Annotated in this window: 21 protein-coding genes, 1 pseudogene and 1 riboswitch; of the genes and pseudogenes, 10 read left to right on the forward strand and 12 right to left on the reverse strand. The window is 64.1% G+C overall.

Features of this window, described 5'->3' with window-relative positions; translation table 11 throughout:
• Positions 1-51: 51 nt before the first annotated feature.
• A pseudogene (locus C5N93_RS21085) lies at positions 52-1,209 on the forward strand (aminotransferase class V-fold PLP-dependent enzyme); the annotation flags it as partial.
• Here the strand turns inward: C5N93_RS21085 and gcvA are convergent.
• A complete protein-coding gene (gene gcvA, locus C5N93_RS21090) occupies positions 1,133-2,176 on the reverse strand; it encodes a transcriptional regulator GcvA (RefSeq protein ID WP_242560771.1) in 1,044 nt (347 codons plus the stop codon). The pseudogene C5N93_RS21085 and the gene gcvA overlap by 77 nt on opposite strands.
• Positions 2,177-2,323: 147 nt before the next feature.
• Between gcvA and C5N93_RS21095 the strand changes: the two genes are divergently transcribed.
• From C5N93_RS21095 to C5N93_RS21110, 4 genes are all read left to right on the forward strand, one after another.
• Positions 2,324-3,100: an SDR family NAD(P)-dependent oxidoreductase gene (locus C5N93_RS21095; protein ID WP_242560772.1), complete on the forward strand. Its 777-nt coding sequence runs from the start codon at positions 2,324-2,326 to the stop codon at positions 3,098-3,100.
• Positions 3,101-3,113: 13 nt separating this feature from the next.
• Positions 3,114-3,458, forward strand: coding sequence for a carboxymuconolactone decarboxylase family protein (locus C5N93_RS21100; protein ID WP_069342096.1), 345 nt, complete (start codon positions 3,114-3,116; stop codon positions 3,456-3,458).
• Positions 3,459-3,476: 18 nt separating this feature from the next.
• Complete coding sequence (locus tag C5N93_RS21105) at positions 3,477-4,223, forward strand: SDR family oxidoreductase (protein WP_242560773.1); 747 nt, start codon at positions 3,477-3,479, stop codon at positions 4,221-4,223.
• A gap of 113 nt (positions 4,224-4,336) precedes the next feature.
• Positions 4,337-5,806, forward strand: coding sequence for a catalase (locus C5N93_RS21110; protein ID WP_150720879.1), 1,470 nt, complete (start codon positions 4,337-4,339; stop codon positions 5,804-5,806).
• 5 nt (positions 5,807-5,811) lie between these two features.
• On the opposite strand, the gene C5N93_RS21115 is transcribed toward C5N93_RS21110, so the two are convergent.
• The gene (locus C5N93_RS21115; RefSeq protein ID WP_242560774.1) at positions 5,812-6,405 is read right to left on the reverse strand and encodes a hypothetical protein; all 594 of its coding nucleotides are present in this window, start codon (positions 6,403-6,405) and stop codon (positions 5,812-5,814) included.
• Between the two features lie 12 nt (positions 6,406-6,417).
• On the reverse strand, positions 6,418-6,978 hold the full coding sequence (locus tag C5N93_RS21120) for a hypothetical protein (RefSeq protein ID WP_242560775.1): 561 nt from the start codon (positions 6,976-6,978) through the stop codon (positions 6,418-6,420).
• A 164-nt stretch (positions 6,979-7,142) separates the two neighbouring features.
• Positions 7,143-7,221: riboswitch (Fluoride riboswitch) on the forward strand.
• Between the two features lie 128 nt (positions 7,222-7,349).
• Here C5N93_RS21120 and C5N93_RS21125 point away from each other — a divergent pair.
• Positions 7,350-8,723 carry a voltage-gated chloride channel family protein gene (locus C5N93_RS21125; RefSeq protein ID WP_242560776.1) on the forward strand — a complete coding sequence of 458 codons (1,374 nt, stop codon included), beginning with the start codon at positions 7,350-7,352 and terminating at the stop codon, positions 8,721-8,723.
• 27 nt (positions 8,724-8,750) lie between these two features.
• Here C5N93_RS21125 and C5N93_RS21130 read toward each other — a convergent pair whose 3' ends face one another.
• Positions 8,751-9,701, reverse strand: a complete 951-nt coding sequence (locus C5N93_RS21130) for a DUF72 domain-containing protein (protein WP_242560777.1) — start codon at positions 9,699-9,701, stop codon at positions 8,751-8,753.
• A 154-nt stretch (positions 9,702-9,855) separates the two neighbouring features.
• On the opposite strand from C5N93_RS21130, the gene C5N93_RS21135 reads away from it, so the two are divergent.
• From C5N93_RS21135 to C5N93_RS28485, 4 genes are all read left to right on the forward strand, one after another.
• Positions 9,856-11,940, forward strand: a complete 2,085-nt coding sequence (locus tag C5N93_RS21135) for an ATP-dependent helicase (protein WP_242560778.1) — start codon at positions 9,856-9,858, stop codon at positions 11,938-11,940.
• A complete protein-coding gene (locus C5N93_RS21140) occupies positions 11,927-12,424 on the forward strand; it encodes a GNAT family N-acetyltransferase (RefSeq protein ID WP_242560779.1) in 498 nt (165 codons plus the stop codon). Before C5N93_RS21135 ends, C5N93_RS21140 begins: the two co-directional genes overlap by 14 nt.
• Before the next feature lie 255 nt (positions 12,425-12,679).
• A complete protein-coding gene (locus C5N93_RS21145; RefSeq protein ID WP_150720885.1) occupies positions 12,680-13,471 on the forward strand; it encodes a DUF4239 domain-containing protein in 792 nt (263 codons plus the stop codon).
• A gap of 307 nt (positions 13,472-13,778) precedes the next feature.
• Positions 13,779-13,973: a DUF6726 family protein gene (locus C5N93_RS28485; protein WP_343032058.1), complete on the forward strand. Its 195-nt coding sequence runs from the start codon at positions 13,779-13,781 to the stop codon at positions 13,971-13,973.
• Positions 13,974-14,210: 237 nt separating this feature from the next.
• Here the strand turns inward: C5N93_RS28485 and C5N93_RS21155 are convergent, their stop codons facing one another.
• From C5N93_RS21155 to C5N93_RS21190, 8 genes are all read right to left on the reverse strand, one after another.
• On the reverse strand, positions 14,211-15,383 hold the full coding sequence (locus C5N93_RS21155; RefSeq protein WP_242560780.1) for an alpha/beta fold hydrolase: 1,173 nt from the start codon (positions 15,381-15,383) through the stop codon (positions 14,211-14,213).
• Positions 15,384-15,643: 260 nt separating this feature from the next.
• Positions 15,644-17,044 carry a hypothetical protein gene (locus C5N93_RS21160; protein ID WP_069342107.1) on the reverse strand — a complete coding sequence of 467 codons (1,401 nt, stop codon included), beginning with the start codon at positions 17,042-17,044 and terminating at the stop codon, positions 15,644-15,646.
• A 232-nt stretch (positions 17,045-17,276) separates the two neighbouring features.
• A complete protein-coding gene (gene argG, locus C5N93_RS21165) occupies positions 17,277-18,611 on the reverse strand; it encodes an argininosuccinate synthase (protein WP_069342108.1) in 1,335 nt (444 codons plus the stop codon).
• Positions 18,612-18,796: 185 nt separating this feature from the next.
• Entirely contained in the window at positions 18,797-19,693 is an 897-nt protein-coding gene (locus tag C5N93_RS21170) for a LysR family transcriptional regulator (protein ID WP_069342109.1), read from the reverse strand.
• Between the two features lie 227 nt (positions 19,694-19,920).
• On the reverse strand, positions 19,921-20,769 hold the full coding sequence (locus C5N93_RS21175) for a DMT family transporter (protein ID WP_069342110.1): 849 nt from the start codon (positions 20,767-20,769) through the stop codon (positions 19,921-19,923).
• A 262-nt stretch (positions 20,770-21,031) separates the two neighbouring features.
• Complete coding sequence (locus C5N93_RS21180; protein ID WP_174980921.1) at positions 21,032-21,184, reverse strand: hypothetical protein; 153 nt, start codon at positions 21,182-21,184, stop codon at positions 21,032-21,034.
• A gap of 95 nt (positions 21,185-21,279) precedes the next feature.
• Entirely contained in the window at positions 21,280-22,257 is a 978-nt protein-coding gene (locus C5N93_RS21185) for a pyridoxamine 5'-phosphate oxidase family protein (RefSeq protein ID WP_242560781.1), read from the reverse strand.
• 56 nt (positions 22,258-22,313) lie between these two features.
• Positions 22,314-22,991: a glutathione S-transferase N-terminal domain-containing protein gene (locus tag C5N93_RS21190; RefSeq protein WP_242560782.1), complete on the reverse strand. Its 678-nt coding sequence runs from the start codon at positions 22,989-22,991 to the stop codon at positions 22,314-22,316.
• Positions 22,992-23,097 lie beyond the last annotated feature (106 nt).

A 23,097-nucleotide genomic window follows, 5' to 3' on the forward strand; every position in this document is an offset into this window, starting at 1 on the left:
CCGCTTCCGGCGCGTACGATCGTTGCAACTTTTTTATGGCGGGGGCCGATCATGCGCGACAACGAATCATTCCATTACTTCGACTACGCGGCGACGACACCGGTGGACGCCACCGTGATCGCGGCCATGGCCGAATGTCTGGGCGTCGATGGCGTGTTCGGGAATCCGGCGTCCAGCTCGCACGCCGCGGGTGTCAGCGCGCGCCGTCTCGTCGAGCGCTCGCGGGCGCAGGTTGCGGCACTTATCAATGCCGACGCCAGTGAGATCGTCTGGACCTCCGGTGCGACCGAATCGAACAATCTCGCCCTCAAGGGCTATGCCGAACGGGGGCAGGCCCGAGCGCACCTGATCACGAGCGTTCTCGAACACAAGGCCATTCTCGACACGATGGCCTATCTGGAAAAGGGCGGCGCGCCCGTGACCTATGTGACGCCTTCGGCCAACGGCGAGATCACGGCAGATGCCGTTGCCGCAGCGCTGCGTCCTGAGACCGGACTGGTGTCGCTGATGCTCGTCAACAATGAACTCGGCACGCTGACCGACGTGGCTGCCATCGCAAAGGTGGTGCACGCCGCCGGTGCGTTGCTGCACGTGGACGCCGCACAGGCCCTCGGCAAGACGCCCATCGACGTGAAGGCCATGGGCATCGACATGCTGTCGATGTCGGCGCACAAGGTGTACGGCCCCAAAGGCATCGGTGCGTTGTACGTGAACAAGGACGTGATGGCGCGTATCGCCCCGCAGATCCACGGCGGCGGCCATGAGCGCGGTCTGCGCTCGGGCACGCTGGCGACGCATCAGATCGTCGGCATGGGCACGGCCTGCGAATTGGCCCGGCAGAACATGACATCGGATAACGTGCGCATTGCGGCGCTGAGCCGCCGGTTGCTCGATGGGGTGCTCGCGCTCGACGGTGTGGTGCACAACGCGGGCGCCGCCAGGCGCATTCCTCACACGTTGAGCCTGACCGTCGGGCATCCCGGCTTCTTCACGTTCATGCTCAACAGCAATCTCGCGGTGTCGTCGACCTCGGCGTGCAACTCCGGCTCCGGCCAGCCGTCACACGTGCTGAGCGGCATCGGGCTCGACAGTGAAGCGGCGAGCCGTACGGTGCGCCTGAGTCTCGGCCGTTTTACTTCCGAGGCGTCCGTCGATTTTGCGATTGCCTGCTTCGAGCGCGTGGTTTGTCAGTGCCGGGCGCTGGCGGCTTGATGGCGGTCTTGCGTCCCTTTCCCTCATTGCGCGTGTCGGTATCCGACGTCGCCAGTGCGGAAGTTTCCTGCTGCAACCACTCGCGGAACGCCGCGAGCCGGGGCAGCGTGGCGCACTCCGCGCGATACACCACGTAATACGCGAGCGGCGACGAACAATCCACCTCGGGGTAGAGCCGCACCAGACGGTTTGCCGCGAGGTCGTCGCGCGCGAGCACGCTGCGGGCGAGCGCGATGCCATGCCCGTCGATGGCCGCTTGCAGGACCGCGGCCGAGTTGTTGATCTTCAGCCCGGCGCGCGTCTCCAGCGACGCCAGCCCCGCGCGCTCCAGCCACTGCGGCCACGTCACATAGCCTGCGCTCTTGTCGATCGACAGATCGTGGATCAGCGTCATCCCTTTCAAACCGGCCGGCGTCTTCAATGCCGCATGCGCGCGTAATAGCGACGGCGCACACACCGGAAACACCTCCTCGTCCATCAGCTTCTCCGCCACGAGCCCCGGCCAGTGACCGAGTCCGTAGCGCACGCCGATATCGATGCCTTGCGCGACGAAATCCACCGGCTTGAGGTTGGTGTCGAGGCGCACGTCGGTGTCGGGCCACGCGCTCTGAAAACGGTCGATGCGCGGCAGCAGCCATTTCGCGGCAAAGGCGGGGCTCACCGCCACCGTCAGCACGCCGACGGTCGAGCCTTCACGGAGCTTGGCGAACCCAAGGTTCAGACGATCGAAGCCGTCGCGCAGGTCGGGCAGCGCGCGCTGGGCGGCCTGCGTCGGCACGAGCCGGGCGCGCCCGGAACTGCTGCGCTCGAACAGCGACAGGCCGAGCCATGCTTCGAGGCTTCGCACCATCTGACCGACGGCGGCGGGCGTCACGTTCAACTCGCCGGCAGCGGCGGAAAAACTCTGATGGCGTGCGCTGGCTTCGAAGGCGCGCAGCGCATTGAGGAAGACGGGAGCTTTCATATGAGAAAGATTTTCTTTCGATGCGACGCAGAATAACTGATTTGTGAAGCCGTTGCCCGGAGCGAACAATGCAGACATCGAAGGTTCGGTTAGTCGATATATGGCGACCGGGGCCTGCGAATCCCAACGTATCTCTGGAGTCATCAAATGCATAGTTTTTCTTCCAAGGTTGCCATCGTGACAGGTGGCGGTTCGGGCATCGGCAAGGAAGTGGCGGCACGACTGGTTGCGGCCGGCGCGAAGGTGGTCATCGGCGGGCGTGACGAGGCCAAGCTCAAGGCCGCGGCCGCGCAGATCGATGCGAGCGGCGCCGCCGTGCGCTATCTGGCGGGCGACATCGCGCGTCCGGAGACGGCGCAGGCGCTGGTGGATCTGGCGACGTCGGCGTTCGGCGGCGTGGACATTCTCGTGAACAACGCCGGGGTGTTCCGCCCGAAGGCGTTCCTCTCACTCACTGAAAGCGAGTACGACGGCTTTCTCGACATCATCCTCAAGGGCAAATTCTTCATGGCGCAGGCGGCTGCCAAGGCGATGTCGTTGCGCGGCGGCGGCGCCATCGTGCAGACAGGGTCGCTGTGGGCGTTGCAGGCGATCGGGGCGACGCCCTCGTCGGCCTATTCCGCTGCCAACGCCGGCGTGCACGCCCTCACGCGCAACCTCGCCATCGAACTCGCGCCGCTGCACATCCGTATCAACACCGTGGCGCCCGGTGTCGTGGAGACGCCTGTCTACAACACGTTCATGAGCGACGACGAAGTGAAGGCGACGCTGCCGGCATTCAACGCATTCCACCCGCTCGGCCGCAACGGTCAGCCGCGCGACGTGGCCGAAGCGATTCTGTTCCTCGCATCGGATGCCGCCGGTTGGATCACGGGCACCGTGCTGCCGGTCGATGGCGGCGTGATGGCCGGCCGTCACGCCTGAGGAGGACCTTGTCATGAAAGACTGGAACGGTTACCGCAGCGAACTGCTGGCTCGCGTCGGCGAGTATGCCAAGGCGAACCCCGAGTCGATGCGCGGCCTGCAAATGATCGACAGCGGCGCCGCGAAGATGGGGCATCTCGATGCGAAGACGCACGAACTGATCGCACTGGCTGTCGCGGTCACGACGCGTTGCGATGGTTGCATCTCCGTGCACACGAAGGCGGCCATCGAGCAGGGCGCCACACGCGAGGAAATCATCGAAGCGCTGACGGTCGCGATCTCGCTCAACGCCGGCGCGGCGCTCACGTACACCGCGCGCGTGCTCGATGCGCATTCGGCTTTCGTCAACACGCGTTGAAGACCTGGGAGACATCTCATGAAGCTGCAAGGCAAGCGTGCGCTCATCACGGGCGCGACGAGCGGTATCGGTCTGGCTACGACGCGATTGTTCGTGGAGGAGGGGGCGCGCGTCGCTGTCGTCGGCCGCGACGTGGCGCGCATGGAAGCGCTGCGGCAATCGTTGGGTGAGCGCGTCGTGCCCATCCTTGGTGACGTTCGTCGCGTCGACGACCTGCACCGTATCCGCGACGAAGTCGTTCAGGCGCTCGGTTCGCTCGACATCTTCTTCCCCAACGCAGGCGTTGCTTACGCGACACCGCTGGCTGATACGACCGAGGCGCAGTACGACACGTTGATGGACATCAATGTGAAGGGCGTGTTTCTGTCAATGCAGGCGATGGCGCCGATACTCAGCGATGGCGCGTCGGTGATTCTCAATACGTCGTGGCTCAACGAGGTGGGAACGCCGGGAATGTCGATGCTCTCGGCGTCGAAAGCGGCAGTTCGCTCGTTGGCGCGCACCTGGTCGAGCGAATTGCTGGCACGCCGCATTCGGGTGAACGCCGTGAGCCCGGGCGCGATCGATACGCCGATTCTGGACCGTCGGGGCGCGACGCCGGAAGAGAATGCGCACGCGAAGCAGCAACTGGCGTCGCGGATTCCGGTCGGTCGACTCGGCACGGCGGAAGACATCGCTCGTGCGGCGCTATTCCTCGCGAGCGACGATTCGCGCTACATGCTCGGTGCGGAAATCGTGGTGGACGGCGGGTTCTCGGCGCTGTAACCGTCGTGGGGGTGGGTGAAATTCGTCGTCTTGTATTATGCTTTGAACGACTTGCGATATAGCTGACTCCAATTCTCTCCCTCTCCCCACCCACCTTCATGTCGGAGGTATGTATGAGCAAAGAGAAAGAACGTCTGGACACCGGTTCGACAACCGGAGCAGGTGCCCCGGCGGCAAGCGACCGGAACACGTTATCGGTCGGTGCAGACGGCCCCCTCCTGCTGCATGATGTTCACTTCCTTGAGCAGATGGCGCACTTCAACCGGGAAAAGGTGCCGGAGCGTCAACCTCACGCCAAGGGCGCCGGTGCCTTTGGTATTTTCGAAACCACGGAAGATGTGAGCAAGTACACCAAGGCCTCGCTGTTCAGGAAGGGCGCCAAGGTCGACATGCTCGCGCGTTTCTCCACGGTCGCGGGCGAAGCCGGCAGCCCCGACACCTGGCGCGACGTGCGCGGTTTCTCCCTGAAGTTCTACACCGACGAAGGCAACTACGATCTCGTCGGCAACAACACCCCGGTGTTCTTCGTACGCGATCCGATGAAGTTTCCGCACTTCATCCGCAGCCAGAAGCGTCTGCCGGATTCGGGGCTGCGCGACAACCACATGCAATGGGACTTCTGGACCAACAATCCGGAGTCCGCGCATCAGGTGACCTATCTGATGGGTGACCGGGGATTGCCGCGCACCTGGCGTCACATGAACGGCTATGGTTCGCATACCTACATGTGGGTCAATGCGCAGGGCGAGAAATTCTGGGTCAAATATCACTTCCACACGCAGCAGGGCATGGAGTTCTTCTCCAACGCCGAAGCGGCCAAGATGTCGGGCGAGGACGCTGACTTCCATCGTCGCGACCTGTTCGACGCCATCGCGCGCGGCGACAACCCGAGCTGGATCCTGTCGGTGCAGGTGATGCCCTACGCGGACGCCAAAGCGTATCGCTTCAATCCGTTCGATCTGACGAAGACCTGGTCGCACAAGGACTATCCGCTGATCAAGGTGGGCAAGATGACGCTCAACCGCAATCCGGAAAACTTCTTCGCGCAGATCGAGCAGGCCGCGTTCTCGCCGGGCAACACCGTGCCGGGTATCGGCCTTTCGCCGGACAAGATGTTGCTCGGCCGGGCCTTCGCTTACAACGACGCCCAACGCAATCGCATCGGCACGAACTTCCATCAACTGCCGGTGAATCGTCCGAAGGTGCCGGTGCAGACCTATATGTTCGACGGCCATATGGCTTACGAGCATAGCGGCAACGCGCCGGTGTACGTGCCGAACAGCGGCGGGCGTCCGTATGCCGATCAGACGGGCGCGGCCGACGACGGCTGGGAGTCGGATGGTCCGATGGTGCGCAGCGCCTACACGCTGCACAAGGACGACGACGACTTCTCGCAACCCGGCGACCTGGTGCGCCATGTGTTCGACGACGCGTCGCGCACGCGACTGGTCGAGACCGTTTCGGGCGCGCTGCTCGGTGGCGTGCGCAGTCCGGTGCTTGAACGCGCATTCGACTACTGGAAGCAGATCGATCCGGACGTCGGCGCGCGTATCGAGAAAGCGGTGAAGGACGCGAAGAAGTAAACCCACTACTCCCACTGACGGAGTGACGGCGGGCGACGATGCACGACATAGTCCCCGCCGTTTTCATGGGTGAAAGGTTTGGCGTCCAGGGTGGCAATGCCTCCGAGAATCCGAGTTGCCGTGGGGGTCGCCCGCAACTGTTCTCGCATGGACGCGTCCATGCCATCGATTATCTTGGCCACACTGGTGTCCGCCTCCTGAATCGCACGTTCGGGATCGTAACTTCCCATCAAGTGCAGATATTCGGTCGCATGCTCGCCGAAGACCGTGCTGAATATCGTTTGCGATTCGAAGAGCATGATGAAGAGCGTCGGCGCGACGACCACGACCTCGAACTGCTCGCTCGACGCGTTGATGGTCAGTACGTCCTTGATGCGATCCTCCTGATCGTCGATGACGCCAGAGTGCGTCGAGTGAACGTCATGAATCACGAGCGTCTGAAGTTGCCGGAGATAAATGACGTCGCCCGCCGTCGAAGGGACGTCACTCAACGAGCTGGGGCAATAAAAGCGCGACGTCTCGACAAGGGTTTCGGGCAGCCATGCCTGAAGGAACGCAATCGCGTCGTTAGAGGGGCAAACAATGCTTCGTAAGTCCATGAACGCGTCTCCTTAGTTCGCACAGCTCATGCAATGCGCGCCTTCTTCCATGCACGCGCGGTACTTGCGTTTCAGTCCCAAGGCGAAATCCCGCTGCGCCAGACAGAATTCGATGTCGTCGCCTGTCCAGCAAAGAATCGTGGCGGGCTTGATCGAATTGACCAGATTGCGCGCGGTGTCAGAATAGTTGCCGCTGACGAACAGACAACCGATCAACGACGACGGGCGACGCGTGAGATGCGCGAGCAATGTTGCGATCGGCTCCTTGTTCGCGGCTCGCTTCGTTCGTGTCGACGGCTTCGAATAGTCCTTGCACTCGACAATGGCGGCGATGCCACCGGAATAGATCATGCCGTCGACCTGCTCGATGATCCTCCGGTCCTCGTGCCGCACCCGGAACGGCCACCTGACCTTCGCCCCACTAAGCTCGAAGCCTTTGAGCACGAGGTATTCCAACGCTCTTCCCGCATCCCAACCCGGTGTCGAACATTGTTTGACGTCGCGCCACAACCCCGCAACCTCCTCCCACCCATACCCCTTCACCCGTTCGATGTATTCCCTGTCCGCGACCATGCTGTCCTCCTTGAAGCTGAAGGCGATTCTAGGGGCGTTGGGGCGGACAAAACGGCAACTGGCCGATTTATCGGAATCCGCCGATGCGGTTCGGCATTTCGTCTGAGATATCGTCGAAAAATGTCACACATTGTGAGTGCGCTCGCTTCCTGATAGCATGGCGACTGCTGCACGGAGATGGCATACCTCCGGCGTTCGTTTCGCAAACCGCCCCGCCCCGGGGCTGATGATGCCTGCAAGATCCTGGCGTGCCGGGAGGTTGCGGGCTATGCGGACGGGCGATTTTCTCGTTCCCCACGAAGTCACCCCGCGTTTCCCCTTTCTGTCGCGTTCAGGCATGTTGTCGACGGCGTCGTACGCCGCGATTCACGATGTTTGCCACCATGAAGATGTTCCACGACTCTCCATTGCGTGACCTGTTCGGTGTCCTCCCGCGTGCCGCCCACGCCAGCCTGCTGGCCGCGCTCGTCGGCGTGATGGCCGGCAGTGCCTCCGCGCTGTTTCTCGTCGCGCTGGATCTCGCGACCGACACGCGCCTCGCCCATCCCTGGCTGCTCTGGGGGCTGCCGCTCGGGGGCTTCGCCGTCGGCTGGCTCTACCTTCGGCTCGGCGCGAGCGTCGAGGCGGGCAACAATCTGCTGATCGACGAAATCCACGATCCCCGGCGGGTGGTGCCGTTGCGCATGGCGCCGCTCGTGCTGTTCGGCACGGTCATGACGCATCTGTTCGGCGGCTCCGCCGGACGCGAAGGCACCGCCGTCCAGATGGGCGGCGCGCTGGCCGATCAGCTCACGCACGTTTTCCGATTGTCCGGCGAGCAACGTCGTGTGCTGCTGATGTCGGGGATCGCGGCGGGCTTCGCCTCGGTGTTCGGCACGCCGCTCGCGGGGGCCATTTTCGGGCTGGAGGTGCTGGCGATCGGCCGCCTGCGCTATGACGCCTTGCTGCCATGCCTCGTCGCCGCACTCGTGGGCGACGCCGTCACGCACGCCTGGGGCGTGAATCACACCGTCTATACGATTGCCCCCTCGGCATTCGGCGCATCGATGACCCTCTCGGGGGCGTTCAGCGCGGCGGTGGCCGGCGTGCTTTGCGGACTGGTCGGCATGGCCTTCGCGCAGGCGACCCACGCGACGTCCGCTTTCATGAAGCGTCGTGTGGCCTACGCACCGCTGCGTCCGCTGCTGGGCGGTCTGGCGGTGGCGATTGCCGTCACGGTGCTGGGCACGCCGCAGTATCTGGGGCTGGGCATTCCGACCATCGTCGACGCATTCCATACGTCGCTGCCGTGGTACGACTTTCTCGGCAAGCTCGTCTTCACTGTCGTGACGTTGGGTACCGGATTCAAAGGCGGCGAAGTCACCCCGTTGTTTTACATCGGCGCGACGATGGGCAACGCGCTGTCTCACGTGTTGGCGCTGCCTGCGCCGATTCTGGCGGGCATCGGTTTCGTTGCGGTCTTCGCGGGGGCGGCCAATACGCCGATCGCGTCGACATTGATGGCCATCGAAATCTTCGGCCCGCAGATCGGTGGATATGCGGCCCTCGCCTGCGTACTGGCGTATCTCTGCTCGGGACACACGGGGATCTATCGTGCGCAACGGGTGGGGCACAGCAAACACGGCGCGGTCCCCGAAGGCACGCGGCTTGCGGATGTGCCTGCGTGGCGCAGGATGCTGCGTACGGGCGTCGCGTCCAAGGACACGGTCGCCGTCGACCCGAGCGACAGCCTGCCCCGCGCCTGACGTCAGGCAGTTTCCGGACCGATAGCGCTATCGTCCGAGGCGTGCCAGGTCGGTGAGGGCGCGTTGGAACGCCGACGCGTTCTTCATGCCCTGATCTTCGTGGTTGGTGTTGAAGAGCACGTGCGTGTCGTCGGCGAGGGCAGCGATGCGCGCCACACGGGCGGAAATGTCGATCAGCTCGCTCGCGCTGTATTCGTAGACGAAGCGTCCCGACGACGCCGTGATGCCTCGTCGATTCCACGCTGCCGCGTTCCGGCCATGCAGACGGACGACGCACAGGTCGTCGCGCGTCGTAGCCCACACGGCGGGTACCGTGTTGTCGAAGCCCGTCGGGCTGTCGACGATCGTGTGCGCCGCACCTGTTTCACGCAGCATGGTGAGCGTGGCCGTCTCTCGCGACGGCGAATCGAACCAGCTGCGATGGCGGAATTCGATGGCGTGCCGCTCGCCGTCCAGCCGTTCCGCCGTCTCGAAGACGAGTGCGCGCCCGGCCCGGTCGTTCCGGACGTGGGGCGAAAACTGGAAGTGGATGGCCGTCAGTTGCCCGCTCTGGCGCAGAGGCTCGATGGCTTCGAGATAGCGTCGCCAGAGTTCGTCGCGCAATTCGGCCGGGATGTCGTCGGGGGCGATCTGCGTGTCCTGCGTCGGCGATGTCGGTGATGACCCGCCCTTGGCGATGTTTGATCCCAAGGCCCGTGCGATATCCGGCGGCAGGGCGCTCACCGGCGTGGTATGCCCCGTGAACGCGCGAAACGCCTTGATGTGAAAGCGAAACGATGGAGGCGTGCGTTGGGTCCAGCGCCAGGCGACGGCGGCGTCAGGCAAACGGTAATAGCTGCTGTCGACTTCCACCAGATCGAACTGGGAGGCGTAATGGCGCAACCGTGCCTCCGGCGTATGGACGCCCGGCGGGTAGAACCGTCCGCACGCGATGAGCGTCGGGTCGGTCCAGGAGGAGGTGCCGGTGCGGATCGTCATCGTGTCGGCGAATGGCTTGCCTGTTGGACGCTTGGGAGGGAGACGACGGTGATTCGTCCGAATTTCCGCGAGGGCTCGATGGGCATCGGGCCTGTCGTTATAATGTATAAATATACAGTACTCTTCGAGCGTACCTTCTCCGTTTTCACCTCGCATGTCAGAACCCTCGTCCGCCGCCGCCCGCGATCCGTGGGCCGAACTCAATGACCGCCAGCGCGAAGCGGTCGATTATGGCGTGGGCGACGACGGCGCGCCGGGCGGGCCGTTGCTCGTCATCGCCGGGGCAGGTTCGGGCAAGACGAGTACGCTCGCGCATCGGGTGGCCAATCTGATCGTGCGCGGCGCCGATCCCAACCGCATTCTGTTGCTCACGTTCTCGCGGCGTGCGGCGGGGGAGATGGAGCGGCGCGTGGGCGCGGTGCTGCAAAAGGTGCTGCGGCTGGCGTCGTCCCAGCCGCCGTCGCTACCGTGGGCCGGCACGTTTCACGCCATCGGCGCACGGTTGCTGCGCGATTTCGCGCCGCGCATTGGCCTGTCGGAAGCGTTCACCATCCACGATCGCAGCGACGCCGAGGATCTGCTCGGGCTAGTGCGTCACGATCTCGGGTTCTCCGCCACGCAGTCGCGCTTCCCGCTCAAGGGCACGTGTCTGTCGATCTACTCGCGCGTAGTGAACAGTCAGGCGCCGCTGGACGAAGTGCTGGCGAAACATTTTCCGTGGTGTGCTCAGTGGGAAGCGCAACTCAAGCAACTTTTCGGGGCTTACGTCGACGCCAAGCAGGCGCAGCATGTGCTCGATTACGACGATCTGCTGCTGTATTGGGCCGAGACGATGGCGGCCCCGGCGCTGGCGCGCGAACTCGATGGCCGCTTCGATCACGTGCTCGTCGACGAATACCAGGACACCAACCGTCTTCAGGCGCAGATTCTGCTGTCGATGAAGCCGCAGGGACGCGGCCTCACCGTCGTGGGCGACGACGCGCAGTCGATCTACGCGTTTCGCGCCGCCACGATCCGCAACATCCTGGATTTTCCCGGCCAGTTCGCCGAACCTGCGCACGTGGTCACGCTGGAGCGCAATTACCGGTCGACGCAGCCGATTCTGGATGCCTCGAATGCCGTCATTGCGGAGTCGAGCGAGCGTTACGCCAAGGCCTTGTGGACCGACCGGCAATCGACGCGGTTGCCGCAGCTCGTCAATGTCAGCGATGACTCTGGGCAAGCGCGCTGGGTCGCGGATCAAGTGCTGGCGCAGCGGGAAACCGGCACACGGCTCACGCAGCAAGCGGTGTTGTTCCGTACTGGCAGCCACAGCGCCGCGCTGGAACTGGAACTCACGCGTCGCAATATTCCGTTCGTGAAGTTCGGCGGCTTGAAGTTTCTCGAAGCCGCGCACGTGAAGGACATGCTGTCGATCCTGCGTTGGGCGCACAACCCGGCGAGCCGCTTGTCGGGGTTCCGCGTCGCGCAGTTGATTCCCGGCATCGGCCCGGTGAGCGCCACCCGGTTGCTCGACGCCATGGCGCAATCCGCGACACCGGCACAGGTGCTGGCGGCATTCAAGCCACCGGCGGCAGCGACTGCGGAGTGGAAAGCGTTCGTCGATGTCTACATGACGTTGCACGACACGCGGCTCGCGTGGCCGGCGGACGTCGATCTCGCGTTGCGCTGGTATGCGCCATTGCTCACACAGCGTTTCGACGACGCGGCCGTGCGTCAGGCTGATCTCGAACAACTGGCGCGCATTGCCAATACCTACGGTTCGCGCGAGCAGTTCCTCACGGAACTCACGCTCGATCCGCCTGATGCCACCAGCGCGCAATCGGGGCCGCCGTTGCTCGACGAGGACTATCTGATTCTCTCGACGATCCACAGCGCGAAGGGACAGGAGTGGCATTCGGTCTATGTGCTCAATGTGGTCGACGGCTGTATTCCGTCCGACATGAGTACGGGGGACGACGAGGACATCGAGGAGGAGCGACGTCTGCTCTACGTGGCGATGACACGCGCCAAAGAGTCGTTGCAGTTAGTCGTGCCGCAGCGGTTCTATGTACACCAGCAAACCGGCTTGGGCGACCGTCATGTGTACGGCACACGCAGTCGCTTCGTCTCAGACAAGATGCTGCCGCTCTACGACATCTTCCCGAAACCGCGCGAGGACGAGATGCCGCGCGGTCCGGTCGGCGACGTGAAGGTGCATATCGATGTGGCGAGGAAACTTCGTAATGCCTGGACGTGAGATGACGGCGCAGATCGTGCTGCGCGAGGGGCGGGCATCGGATGTCGACGCGCTGACTCAACTGCTCATGCAGACCTATTTCTCGACGTGGGCGCCCGTGCTGCGCACTGAGATTGCCGCGACGTTCGCATCAGGTGAACGCACGCGCGCCTACGTGCAGGCCCAATGGGCCGAGTTCGTCGTCGCGGTGCCGCAGGGGGCGGATGAGGACGTTATCGGCATGGTGCATGCGGTCGGCGACTTCATCGACGCGCTGCACGTGTCGCCATCGCAGCAGCGCCGGGGCATTGGGGCGTTGCTGTTGGCGCACGCTGAAACGCAAATGCGCGCACAGGGGCATCGGGTGGCGCGCCTCGAGACCGACACCTTCAATACGCAAAGCCGCGCTTTTTACGAGCGACACGGTTACGCCGAGGTCGCCATGTATCCCGACGAAGAGTGGGATAGCGGTTTGACGACGGTGCTGCTCACCAAACCGCTCTGACGCCGCGCGCACGCCGACATCATCGGCTCGGGGATTCCTTGGATACGCAGCGGCAGTGTGCCGCAGGCGTCCCGCAGCCGCGCCTGGAAAGCACGGGAAACTTTCGTCACGTTTCGATGGTGAGGCGCGGAAATTTTCTAAAGTTGCCGTCTTTCGTGCATCAGGTATAGTCGCCGCATCGGCGGCGGAGCACTGCGCCTCGACCGTCGGAAAAGTTTCGGAAAGCATGATCACGATGAAATCCGGGAGACGTGAATGCAGCGGGTGGTGGATCAGATGACGTTGTTGCCGATGGGCTTGTTGCTCGTCTGCATGGCGATGGGCACGGCATTGCTTGCCGTTGTCGTCGCCTGGCTGGCACGCGTCACGCTGTTCGACCGGTTGAAGGATCCGTCCGAAGTGCGCGGCTCCGTTGCGGACGTGGTCCACGGCAGCCTGCTGGCCTTCATCGTGTTCGTGCTGGCCCACGTGCTGACGGATGTGCGGGCGAACCTCGGGCATGCCGACGATCAGGCACTGCACGAGGCGTCGGTGGTTCGTCGGCTCGATCGTGAATTGAAGGCCGTTGGCGACGACGATGCCAAGTCGGCGCGCGTATTGCTGCGCGGCTATGTGGCGTCTGCCGTTACCGACGAATGGAAGACGCTGAGCACCGCCGACCCCGAGCTTTCGCCGGATACCGAGACGGCCCTCACGGCGTTCGTCGGCGCGACGCGCCGGGTGATCGCCCGACATGAGGACAGCGCCAGTTCGATTCGCACATTGCTCGACCGTCTGGAAGAGGCGAGGCAGGGACGCTTCGAGAATTCGACGAAGACGGTTCCCGGCGTGTTCTGGTGGGTGATCTCGCTGTTCATGCTCGCGGCAATGGCGATGAATGGTCGGTATCCGGGCTCGTGGAAGAGCAACGTGATCGTCGCGATGCACATGGGTGCGATCGGCATGGTGATTGCGCTGATCGTCAATCTCGACGAACCCTTCCGCGGCTCCTCGGGCATTTCGCCCGTGCCGCTGGCGAAATCCGTCGGCATTGTAGTGCCGAACTGAAGTGCCGACTTGGTGTGCGCGATTTGATGTGCCGAATGAGGTATCGCGCAGAGGCGGTGTGCCGGGCACGACATTCGAAAGCGCTTTCCGCCGGACACCGGCACGCAGACAAATTGATTTGACGATTTACCAGAACCGCCGGTTTTCCGGCACCTAGCCCGACTCAGGACGCCCCCCGATGACTACGCATCCTACGATGAGCCGTAAGGCCATCGCGACCCCGCACGCCCGTCACTTTGCGACGATTGACGCGCACGACCCGCAACCGCCCATCCCGTCGGCAGGGTTCGACCGCGCCGGTGCGTCGATGTCGAAACCTGCGCCGCGCAACTGGCGCCGCTGGTGGGCACTGTTCGCGATTCTGCCGTTCGTGACGTCGGTGGCGGGATGCGGATTGCTGGCGGCACCGTGCCGGGTGGCTTCGGCCGGCTTGAAGATTATTCCGGGGGTTGGGGGTGTGCTGGCCGCGCCGACGGATGCGTGCGCTGCCGCGATCGACTGACCGCAGAAAAAAAGAAAGCCCGCGCGTTGCGGGCTTAATCCATATCAGGAGGAGACATGGAGGAGACGAGTTCAGTATAGGACGGCGTGTTGCGATGCACCATATGTATTTTTACGTAAGTGTCCGCTTGTTGCGTATACGCAACGGAAAATAATCATCATGAAATCAATGAGTTATTTTCGGTGTCGCCGTGCTGTTCAACGAATCCCCCCGGAGAAATCCGAGTCATGCCTCTAGTTATTGTGCGCGTGCACCCTTCTTCGTTGCCATCAGTTGCAGCAGGAACGGTACGGAGTCGCGCAGGGACGGGTTGACCGTCGCATCGTGATCCAGTCCCTGATAGACGCGCACGAGCGTCTTCGTACCGGCTCTGGTGACGTCGCGGGCGAAGGCCTGCTGCATGATGAGCGGCACGTCGATATCTTCCGATCCCATGCCGATGAACACCGGATGCTGGATGCGCAGCGTCGGATAGCGCAGTGACGGTGTCTGGCTGTCCAGCAACTTCTGAATGTCCGGCTGCATGCTGTTGCCGGCGTTCAGCCCGGCGGCAGTGGAATGGTCGGTCAGCGTGTCGATGCACAGCGTGCGCGCTTCGTTGAGGACCGGCAGCGCCTGCGGCGAGAAGTACTTCGCCGGGTTCAGCGACGGATCGCGGTCGGCGGCCGACAGGAAAATGTACATCGCGTATGGAATCTTCGGGTCCGGCGCGCCCGGATCGGGCTGACCCGAGAACAGCTTGCTGGCCGACGTTTGCGCGTTGAAATATGGCGTGCCGGTCAGGATTGTCGCGACGACTTTGACGTCCGGCGCGTACTGCGGCTGGTATCCCGCGGCGGCGAACGCGGCGTGCGCTCCTTGCGACTGCCCGATGAGCACCACGCGGTTCTGTAACGGGAAGACGCTGCGCGCGGCCAGCAGGCTGTCGAGCACGCTATACGCTTCGGCCCGCGAATTCAGATAGTGATGCAGCCCCGGCGAGCCGAGGCCGGCGTAGTCCGGCGCCACCACCGCGAAGCCGAGCGAGAGCCAGGTGTCGAGATATTGAATGTCGCGCGGGCTACGGACATTGAGCGACGGGGCACAAGTGCTGGCGATGCCGACCGTGCCGTGCGCCCAGAGGACGACCGGCCAGCCGCCCGGCGGTGTCGGCCCCTTGGGCAGGAAGACAGCGCCGGTGTCCTCGCGGGCTTCGATGCCGCCGACCCCATCGATGGAGCTATAGCGGATCTTGAACTGCGCGCTGGCTTCCGCGAGTCCGTAGTCGGGATTGAGCGGTTGCCGTTCGACGATCGCGCCGTGCGGAATGGTGACGGGAGCGGCCTCGGGCGTAATCGCATGTGCGGCACGGCCGATGACCAGACTGGCGAACAGCGCGGCGCTGACATAGCGCCACAGGCGGTTGAACATGTTGAACTGTCCTCGTATTGGATGATGCGGGATGCTTGGGCGAGCAGCGCTCGCGCACTGCCCGGATGCCTGCTGCTCTTGCCTGGCCAATACGGGTGACGTTACACCGTCCCCCTGTGAAAGTCTCAATAATGCCGAATCGATGCGTCCCCGACCGTGACGTTCGCGCCTCCTGGCAATCAGGCGCGACCGGATGCGACTGAGTGCGATCGGCCGCGATCAAGCGCGATCAAACACGTCGAGGCGCCCTGCGGCGCACGTCAACCGTGCGACGCCTGACCGCCTTGTGCCTGCGTTGCTGCGGCTTGCTCGGCCTCGCGCCACGCACGGCGCGAGCGACGCATCCGGCGCAGCGCCAGCGACGTCATGGTGATCCAGCCGAACGGACGCGGATCGACGAGCATGCTCACCGCGCGCGCATAGTCCAGCACCAGACCCGGCGTCCACGCCATGGTCTTGGCGCGCTTGCGCAGTTGCGCCGCGACCCACAGCTCCGGCGTGAGCCACAGCCGGACGAACGTCCACCAGCCGGCATCGGCGCCGTTCTGCAATTGCCCCACACGACCCTCGATAGCGGCTTCGAGCGCCTTGGCCACACTGCTCGAACAGTTGCGGTGCGTGAGGTTATACGTGGCGTTGCGCTGGTATGTCTGCCAGAAAGCGGCCAATTGCTGCGGACTGTAATTGCGAATGCGAACCTTGACCGTCGACGGACACCAGGCCTTCGATTCGGTTGCGTAGTCCGGCTGGAACGTGCCGGGCACGTCGTTCTCGCGGGTGGCGCGCAGCAACTGTCCGAACTGATCCGGCGAACGGTCGATTTCCTTCGCGGGGTAGAGACTCACATAGACTCCCTCGTGGCTCTCTAGCGCAGCGTGGCCGGTCGAAATCACGCCATTCTTGTCGACGGCAGCGATATAGCGATCGATCACCGGATGCCGACGTGCAGGGGCTTTGGAGGACCCCGACGGCGTCCAGACGTGCACCGTCAGCGCGGGTTCGGCGTCCGTGGGCGGACCGTCCCAACGCGGGGCGCGGGGACGATCGCGCCACAGGCGGCGCTTGTCTTCCGGGCTACCGAGAATCTGCTCGACGCGGAAGTCGCCACGCATGCGTCGCGCGCGCATGGCGAGCACGAGCACGTTCCACCCGGTGAAGACGAGGCCCAGTCCGATGGCGTACGGCAGTGTGCCCTTGTAGTGCGTGGGATACGGCTGGTAGAAGAAGATCGCCACGCCGATTTCCAGCAGACCGCCGACCATCGCCCAGATCCAGCGCGGATAGCGCACCACGTAGGCCGCCACGCATTGCAGCAGGCCGTCTGCGAGGAACAGCGTGCCGAACAGCATCGACAGCCAGAAGTTGCCGTTGAACTGATGGAAGACGAGTACGAGCAATGCCGCGACCGTGAACGTACCGCCCTTGAGTCCGCGCACGAGCCGTTGACCGCCCACGCCGATGGTCGCGATGGCAAGCGTCGCCAGCCCTTCGAGCAGCAGCAGCCACGCGAAGACCTTGAGCGGGAAATGCACCACGCCGTCGAGCGCATCGACGATCAGCGCCAGGCCGAAGGCAAAGAAGATCGCGCCGATCCAGATCAGCGCACGAGCCCGGCGGCGCAGGTAATTCACGCCAAGCAATAACAGAATCAGACGTACCAACGAGAGTCTCCATCGCATGCGCGCGTCCCGGCAAGGGGACGACACGCACCCCGAATGCGGGAGGGTTAGAACTAATTTGGGATGCCGCTTATTTTTGTCGCTATCTTAGCGCGTCAACCGTGACAGACCAAAAAACAAAGGCGGTGCGTCCCTTACGGGGCGCACCGCCTGTTGTGGCAGACGATACAGACGCATCGCGACCTCACCGGGAGGCACGATACGTTGGTGGGTCTCAGTCCTTCTTGCCTTCGAGCTGCGGCAGGGCGTCGTCGCCCGTCGACGTCAGCAGACCGGCCTTCGCGTAAGTCATCAGCTTCTCGCGCGTGTCGACGATGTCGAGCGTGCGCATCGTGAGCTGGCCGATACGGTCGAGCGGTGTGAAGACCGAATCGCCCTTTTCCATCGTCAGGCGTTCCGGCTTGTACGTCAGGTTCGGCGAGGTCGTGTTCAGCAGCGAGTAGTCGTTGCCGCGACGCAGTTCGATCGTCACTTCGCCGGTGACGGCGCGCGCCACCCAGCGTTGTGCCGTCTCGCGCAGCATGATGGCCTGCGGGTCGAACCAACGGCCCTGATACAGCAGACGGCCCAGACGACGGCCGTTCTCGCGGTATTGCTCGATGGTATCTTCGTTGTGGATGCCCGTCACGAGGCGTTCGTAGGCGATGAACAGCAGCGCGAGGCCCGGGGCTTCGTAGATGCCGCGGCTCTTCGCTTCGATGATGCGGTTCTCGATCTGGTCGCTCATACCCAGACCATGACGGCCACCGATGCGGTTGGCTTCTTCGAACAACTCGACGGCGTTGGCGAACGTCTTGCCGTTCAACGCCACCGGCTGGCCTTCTTCGAAGCGAACCGTGACTTCTTCAGCCTTGATCGCGCAATCGTCGCGCCAGAACGGCACGCCCATGATCGGCTGCACGATCTTGATGCCCGAATTCAGGTGCTCGAGATCCTTGGCTTCGTGCGTGGCGCCGAGCATGTTCGAGTCCGTCGAATAGGCCTTCTCGACCGACATCTTGTAGTCGAAACCGTTGGCGATCAGGAATTCCGACATTTCCTTACGGCCACCGAGTTCGTCGATGAACGTCTGGTCCAGCCACGGCTTGTAGATTTGCAGACCCGGGTTGGTCAAGAGACCGTAGCGATAGAAACGCTCGATGTCATTGCCCTTGTACGTGCTGCCATCGCCCCAGATGTTGACGCCATCTTCCTTCATGGCGGCCACGAGCATCGTGCCCGTGACGGCGCGGCCGATCGGCGTGGTGTTGAAGTACGTGACGCCGGCGGTCGAAATGTGGAACGCGCCCGATTGCAGGGCGGCGATGCCTTCGGCCACGAGTTGCGCACGGCAGTCGATCAGGCGGGCGTTCTCGGCGCCGTAACCCATCGCACGGCGCGGGATGTCTTCGTAATCAGGTTCGTCCGGCTGACCCAGATTGGCCGTGTAAGCGTAGGGAATCGCGCCCTTTTGGCGCATCCAAAGCAGCGCAGCGCTGGTGTCGAGACCGCCCGAAAAGGCGATGCCGACCCGTTGTCCCGTGGGGATGTGTTGCAGAATCGTGGTCATCGGCGTGAAAAAGCTGGGTTTTTAACCTGTCAAGTATCCCCGTCCGGACTAGGGATGGTCAAGTCTGATGGGCGATTCGTGCCGTTTCGTGCCGCTTTGTCCGGCTTCCCGGCGCTTTTCCCGCACGCCAGGACTGCATTCCAGCGATGTCATCCTTTCATCGCGTGGCGTCGCGTCGGACTCGCTCACCACTGCGTGCCGGCCACGCTGCATGCAGACGCCAGAAAGTCCGAAAACGCCCGGATCACGAGCGATGCCTGACGATGCTGCGGATAGACGACATAAATCGACGACGGCGTGGGCTCGAAGTCGTCGAGCACCGTCACGAGACGCCCGCCCAGCAAGGCCGGCGCGACGATGAACACCGGCAGCCAGGTCAAGCCCAGCCCGGCGACGGCGGCGTCGCGGGCCAGTTCGCCGTTGTTCACGCGAAGACGCCCGGACACCGGGATTTCCAGCGGATGCCCGTCGCGCGCGTAATGCCAGTTCACCCGCTGGCTATGGCCGTAGGGCAGCAGCGCGTGATCGCGCAGGTCTTCCGGGGTTTGCGGCGCGCCGTGAGCGTCCAGATAGCGCGGGCTGGCGCAGGTGACCATCCGCATGGGCGCGACCGTCCGGGCGATCAGCGATGAATCGGCCAGCGCGCCGATGCGCACCGCCACGTCGTAGCCTTCGCCGATGATGTCGACGGTGCGGTCGTTCAGTTCCAGCTCGATCGTGACGTCCGGATACGTCGTGAGAAACGAGGGGATCACCGAGCCGAGGAACATTGTGCCGAAGGACATCGGCGCGGAGACCCGCAGATTGCCGCGCGGGCGTTCTCCCTGACTGCTCACCGCCAGATTCGCGGCTTCGACGTCGTCGATGATGCGCTTTGCCCGCTCGTAATAGATCCGTCCAAGGTCAGTCACCGACAGCCGCCGCGTCGTGCGCAGCAGCAGGCGAGCGCCGAGCGACTGCTCCAGCGAGGAGATGCGACGGCTCACGAACTGCTTCGACAGGCCGAGCTTTGCTGCCGCGCCGGTAAAGCTCATGGCGTCCACGGCGGTGACGAAGATACGCATGTCGTCGAGCAGATCCATCGGTCCGATTTCCGTCGTCAGAAAGAGTGAGAGAAAGCATGAGGGGGAAGCGGGTGACAACTCACGGATTCCTATCCGCATTGTCACCCTGAAGCCGACAATCTTAGCCGAGATGGCGAGGCGCCATGGTCGACGGGGATATCCTCGCCGTCGATGCCGGTGTCTTTCGGGGCGGGTGGACGCGGACCACGAACGTCCGCGCCCACGTCCGACGCCATCGTCCCCGACTACCGAAGCGCCAACCGAAGCCCCAGCAGGATCGCGCCGGTGCCCGCGACCGCCAGCGCCGTCGGGCGATGGCCGAAGATGCCCCAGTCGAGCAGCGCCGTGACCACGGGCACCAGATAGAACAGGCTGGTGACGGTCACGAGATTGCCGGAGGCGATCATCCGGTAGAGCAGTAGCGTGGCGCCCACCGAAATCACCAGCCCCATGTAGAGCAGGGGCAGCCAGAAGCCGACGGTGCCATCGATGTGCCACGGCTGCGTCGGTGCGACGAGCAACGCGAGTGCCAGCCCCACGGCGTACTGCAAGGGCAGCACGTCGAGGGGGGTCTGCCGCGAGCCTTTCTGCGCGAGCGTGCCGAGCGTCATGCAGGCGAGTGCGCTCAGCGCCCAGATCGATCCCGCTGCCGACAGTCGGGCGGACATCAGGCTCTGGGCGACGACGAGCGCCAGCCCGGCGAGCGCGACGGCAAGACCCAGCAGACGGCGCGCACTGTGACGTCGCTCCAGCGCCACCAGCGTGAGAATCGGCTGGACACCGAGCACCGTCGCCAGCGCCCCCGGCGTGATGCCGTTGGCCAGCGCGAGCAGATACGCAGCCTGGTAGCCGCCGATCAGCAATACGCCCGTGCCGGCGACCTGCCATCGCGTACCGGCGGCGGGCCACCATTGGCGTCTCGTGAGCGCGATGAGCGTCAGTGCGGCGAGTGCCACACCCAGACGAATCACGAGAAAGGCAAACGCCGACGCATGCGTCAGCCCCCATTTGGCGGCGAGTGCGCCGCCGCTCCAAAGCAGAACGAACAAGAGCGTTGCGCCATGCCGGCGCCACGCGAGACCATCGAGTTGCATCGATCTTCCCCAGTGCAGTCTGTCCGCCTCGTGCTGCCGCTGCGTCGGCCACGTGCATGGCGCGTGCGCGGGCGTGCTGACATCGACGTATCGACTCGCCCATGCATCGATGCATCAAGGCATCAAGGCATTGCAGTGAACCGATTCGTGCAAAGCAGCGTCATCGCGTCTGACGCAACGCGCAGACAGGCGGGACAGAACTGATATTCAGATGAAAAGGTGTTGTGCCGGGTGACGAACACCCGGCGCGCCAGACGTGGCGTCAGGCCACTACGGCGCTGACGACCACCACAGCGGGCGGTGCCACGCCGGACGGCGGGGGAGGCGCGACGGCCGCAAAACGTCCGCGCAGCCGTGCGCTCGCACCGCGTTGCGGCGGCGATACGGCGAGGCGGATGGACGAGTCAGCGGTCATGGATCGATGAGAAGAAAGGTAACGCCCGTCACTCGACGGGCGTGGACACACTTTACACGGCGGACTCTGAACGAGCAAGCGCGCGTCCGATAGTTTCAGGCGGTGGGCCAGTCGCCGGTGCGCTCGACGCTGGGCGACGCCTCGCCGTCGCGCCACGCGGCGGGCAGCGCACCGCGCACGCGCCGCACTTCACGCACGTGCAGACGGACTAGTCGCAGCGCGCCTTCGAAGCCGCTTTCGGTCTCGTCGTGCCAGAGCACCTCGGCATCGCCCGCGACGTGCAGAAAATCGCCCGATGCGAAGTCGACGAACACCAGCCCCGCGCGCGGATTGACGTGCAGGTTGCCGAGCGTGTTGTAGAACGAATTGCCGCGAAAGTCGGGCCACATCAGCGTGTTCGCATCCTCCACGCGCACGAACCCCGGCTTGCCGCCGCGATGCGAGACGTCGGTGCCCGCGCTGCGTTGCGTTGCACCGTCTCCCGCGTAATGCGTCGCGATGAAGAACGTGTCGGCGCTGGCGATCTGCCACTGGGCTTCGTCGTCGAGCGAGGTCTGCGACGGCTCGGCCACGGGCGGCGCGTCATGTTCCTGCGGTGTGATCTCCCGCTTGCGGATGTACTGCGGGCAATTGCCGAAGCTTTGCGCAACGCGCAGCGTGAAGCCTTGCGCATCGACTTCCTCGACGGTGCCATTCATCCGATTGCGACGGCGCGTTGACGGCTCGATGCCGAGTAACCCGACCGACGCCCCCTGCCGCACCGCGCTGTAGAGCGGATCGGTCGGCGGCGCAAACGCGTTCACGCGCAGCAGCGTCGGGTCGGGCGAATGGGCAAAGCCGGGCGTGCCGCTCAACAACGTGGCCCACGGTTGATCGTCGGCATCGAGCGCGCCCATCACGACGAACGGCAGTTGCGCGAAGAACTGACGGTGCTGATCCGGCATCGCGAGACGAATCACGCGCCCGCCGATTTCCGCCATCGCTTCACGCGAGCCGGCCAGCGTCTGCACGTAGATCTCGCCGGCATGGAACGGCGATTCGAGTTGAAGGGGTGTCGGGGCGGGGGCGTTCATGCGTCTCTCCTTCAGTTCAGGCGACATCCGGCCGGAGGGGGCGGCCGAACCTTTGGTCAGGCGGCAAGCGCATTCAGACCGCAGGCCGTGGGGGCCATCGGTACGAAACGCGGCATCGCTTCGATGCGAGCCAGCCAGGCGCGCACGGCGGGATACGGCTGGAGCGAGACGTTGCCTTCAGGGGCATGCGCCAGATACGTGTACAGCGCGATATCGGCAATCGTCGGCGTGGCGGCGGTGACGAACGCCGTCGCCTTCGGCCCGCTCAGATGTGCTTCCAGACGCGTGAGCAGCAGCACGCCGCGCTCGATCATCGCGGTCGTGTCGACGTTGCGGTTGAACACCACCGCCACGCGCGCGGCGGCCGCACCAAAGGCGAGATCCCCGGCAGCGACGGACAGCCAGCGCTGCACATCGGCGGCGGCCACGGCGTCTTGCGGCAACCACGCGTGCGACACGTCGTAGCGATTCGCGAGATAGACGAGGATCGCGTTGGAATCGGCGAGCACCACGCCGTTGTCGTCGATGGCGGGCACCTGACCGAACGGGTTGATGGCGAGGTAAGGGGGCTGCTTGTGTTCACCGGACCCCAGATCGACGTCGACCGTCTCGTAAGGCAGGTCGAGCAGCCGGAGCATCAGCTCGACGCGATGGCAATGACCCGACAGCGCGAACCGGTACAGACGGATCGGGCGAGCGGGAGCGTGGGCATGGGTGTCGGCAGGGCGGGTCATAGGGCATCTCCGTTGGCAAGAACATAGGGAACGTGCGGATGCTGGCGTCAGAACCGTCACGCGATAAACGCATTGTCCATCTCGCCGATTTCCGGATAAATGGCGT

The organism is Pandoraea sp. LA3, assembly GCF_022696215.1.
Taxonomy (GTDB): Bacteria; Pseudomonadota; Gammaproteobacteria; order Burkholderiales; family Burkholderiaceae; genus Pandoraea; species Pandoraea capi.

Excerpts from the sequence above, each read along its gene's own strand:
- gcvA (WP_242560771.1), bottom strand. The coding sequence starts at position 2,176 with ATGAAAGCTCCCGTCTTCCTCAATGCGCTGCGCGCCTTCGAAGCCAGC.
- C5N93_RS21095 (WP_242560772.1), top strand. The coding sequence starts at position 2,324 with ATGCATAGTTTTTCTTCCAAGGTTGCCATCGTGACAGGTGGCGGTTCG.
- C5N93_RS21100 (WP_069342096.1), top strand. The coding sequence starts at position 3,114 with ATGAAAGACTGGAACGGTTACCGCAGCGAACTGCTGGCTCGCGTCGGC.
- C5N93_RS21105 (WP_242560773.1), top strand. The coding sequence starts at position 3,477 with ATGAAGCTGCAAGGCAAGCGTGCGCTCATCACGGGCGCGACGAGCGGT.
- C5N93_RS21110 (WP_150720879.1), top strand. The coding sequence starts at position 4,337 with ATGAGCAAAGAGAAAGAACGTCTGGACACCGGTTCGACAACCGGAGCA.
- C5N93_RS21115 (WP_242560774.1), bottom strand. The coding sequence starts at position 6,405 with ATGGACTTACGAAGCATTGTTTGCCCCTCTAACGACGCGATTGCGTTC.
- C5N93_RS21120 (WP_242560775.1), bottom strand. The coding sequence starts at position 6,978 with ATGGTCGCGGACAGGGAATACATCGAACGGGTGAAGGGGTATGGGTGG.
- C5N93_RS21125 (WP_242560776.1), top strand. The coding sequence starts at position 7,350 with ATGTTTGCCACCATGAAGATGTTCCACGACTCTCCATTGCGTGACCTG.
- C5N93_RS21130 (WP_242560777.1), bottom strand. The coding sequence starts at position 9,701 with ATGACGATCCGCACCGGCACCTCCTCCTGGACCGACCCGACGCTCATC.
- C5N93_RS21135 (WP_242560778.1), top strand. The coding sequence starts at position 9,856 with ATGTCAGAACCCTCGTCCGCCGCCGCCCGCGATCCGTGGGCCGAACTC.
- C5N93_RS21140 (WP_242560779.1), top strand. The coding sequence starts at position 11,927 with ATGCCTGGACGTGAGATGACGGCGCAGATCGTGCTGCGCGAGGGGCGG.
- C5N93_RS21145 (WP_150720885.1), top strand. The coding sequence starts at position 12,680 with ATGCAGCGGGTGGTGGATCAGATGACGTTGTTGCCGATGGGCTTGTTG.
- C5N93_RS28485 (WP_343032058.1), top strand. The coding sequence starts at position 13,779 with ATGTCGAAACCTGCGCCGCGCAACTGGCGCCGCTGGTGGGCACTGTTC.
- C5N93_RS21155 (WP_242560780.1), bottom strand. The coding sequence starts at position 15,383 with ATGTTCAACCGCCTGTGGCGCTATGTCAGCGCCGCGCTGTTCGCCAGT.
- argG (WP_069342108.1), bottom strand. The coding sequence starts at position 18,611 with ATGACCACGATTCTGCAACACATCCCCACGGGACAACGGGTCGGCATC.
- C5N93_RS21170 (WP_069342109.1), bottom strand. The coding sequence starts at position 19,693 with ATGGATCTGCTCGACGACATGCGTATCTTCGTCACCGCCGTGGACGCC.
- C5N93_RS21175 (WP_069342110.1), bottom strand. The coding sequence starts at position 20,769 with ATGCAACTCGATGGTCTCGCGTGGCGCCGGCATGGCGCAACGCTCTTG.
- C5N93_RS21180 (WP_174980921.1), bottom strand. The coding sequence starts at position 21,184 with ATGACCGCTGACTCGTCCATCCGCCTCGCCGTATCGCCGCCGCAACGC.
- C5N93_RS21185 (WP_242560781.1), bottom strand. The coding sequence starts at position 22,257 with ATGAACGCCCCCGCCCCGACACCCCTTCAACTCGAATCGCCGTTCCAT.
- C5N93_RS21190 (WP_242560782.1), bottom strand. The coding sequence starts at position 22,991 with ATGACCCGCCCTGCCGACACCCATGCCCACGCTCCCGCTCGCCCGATC.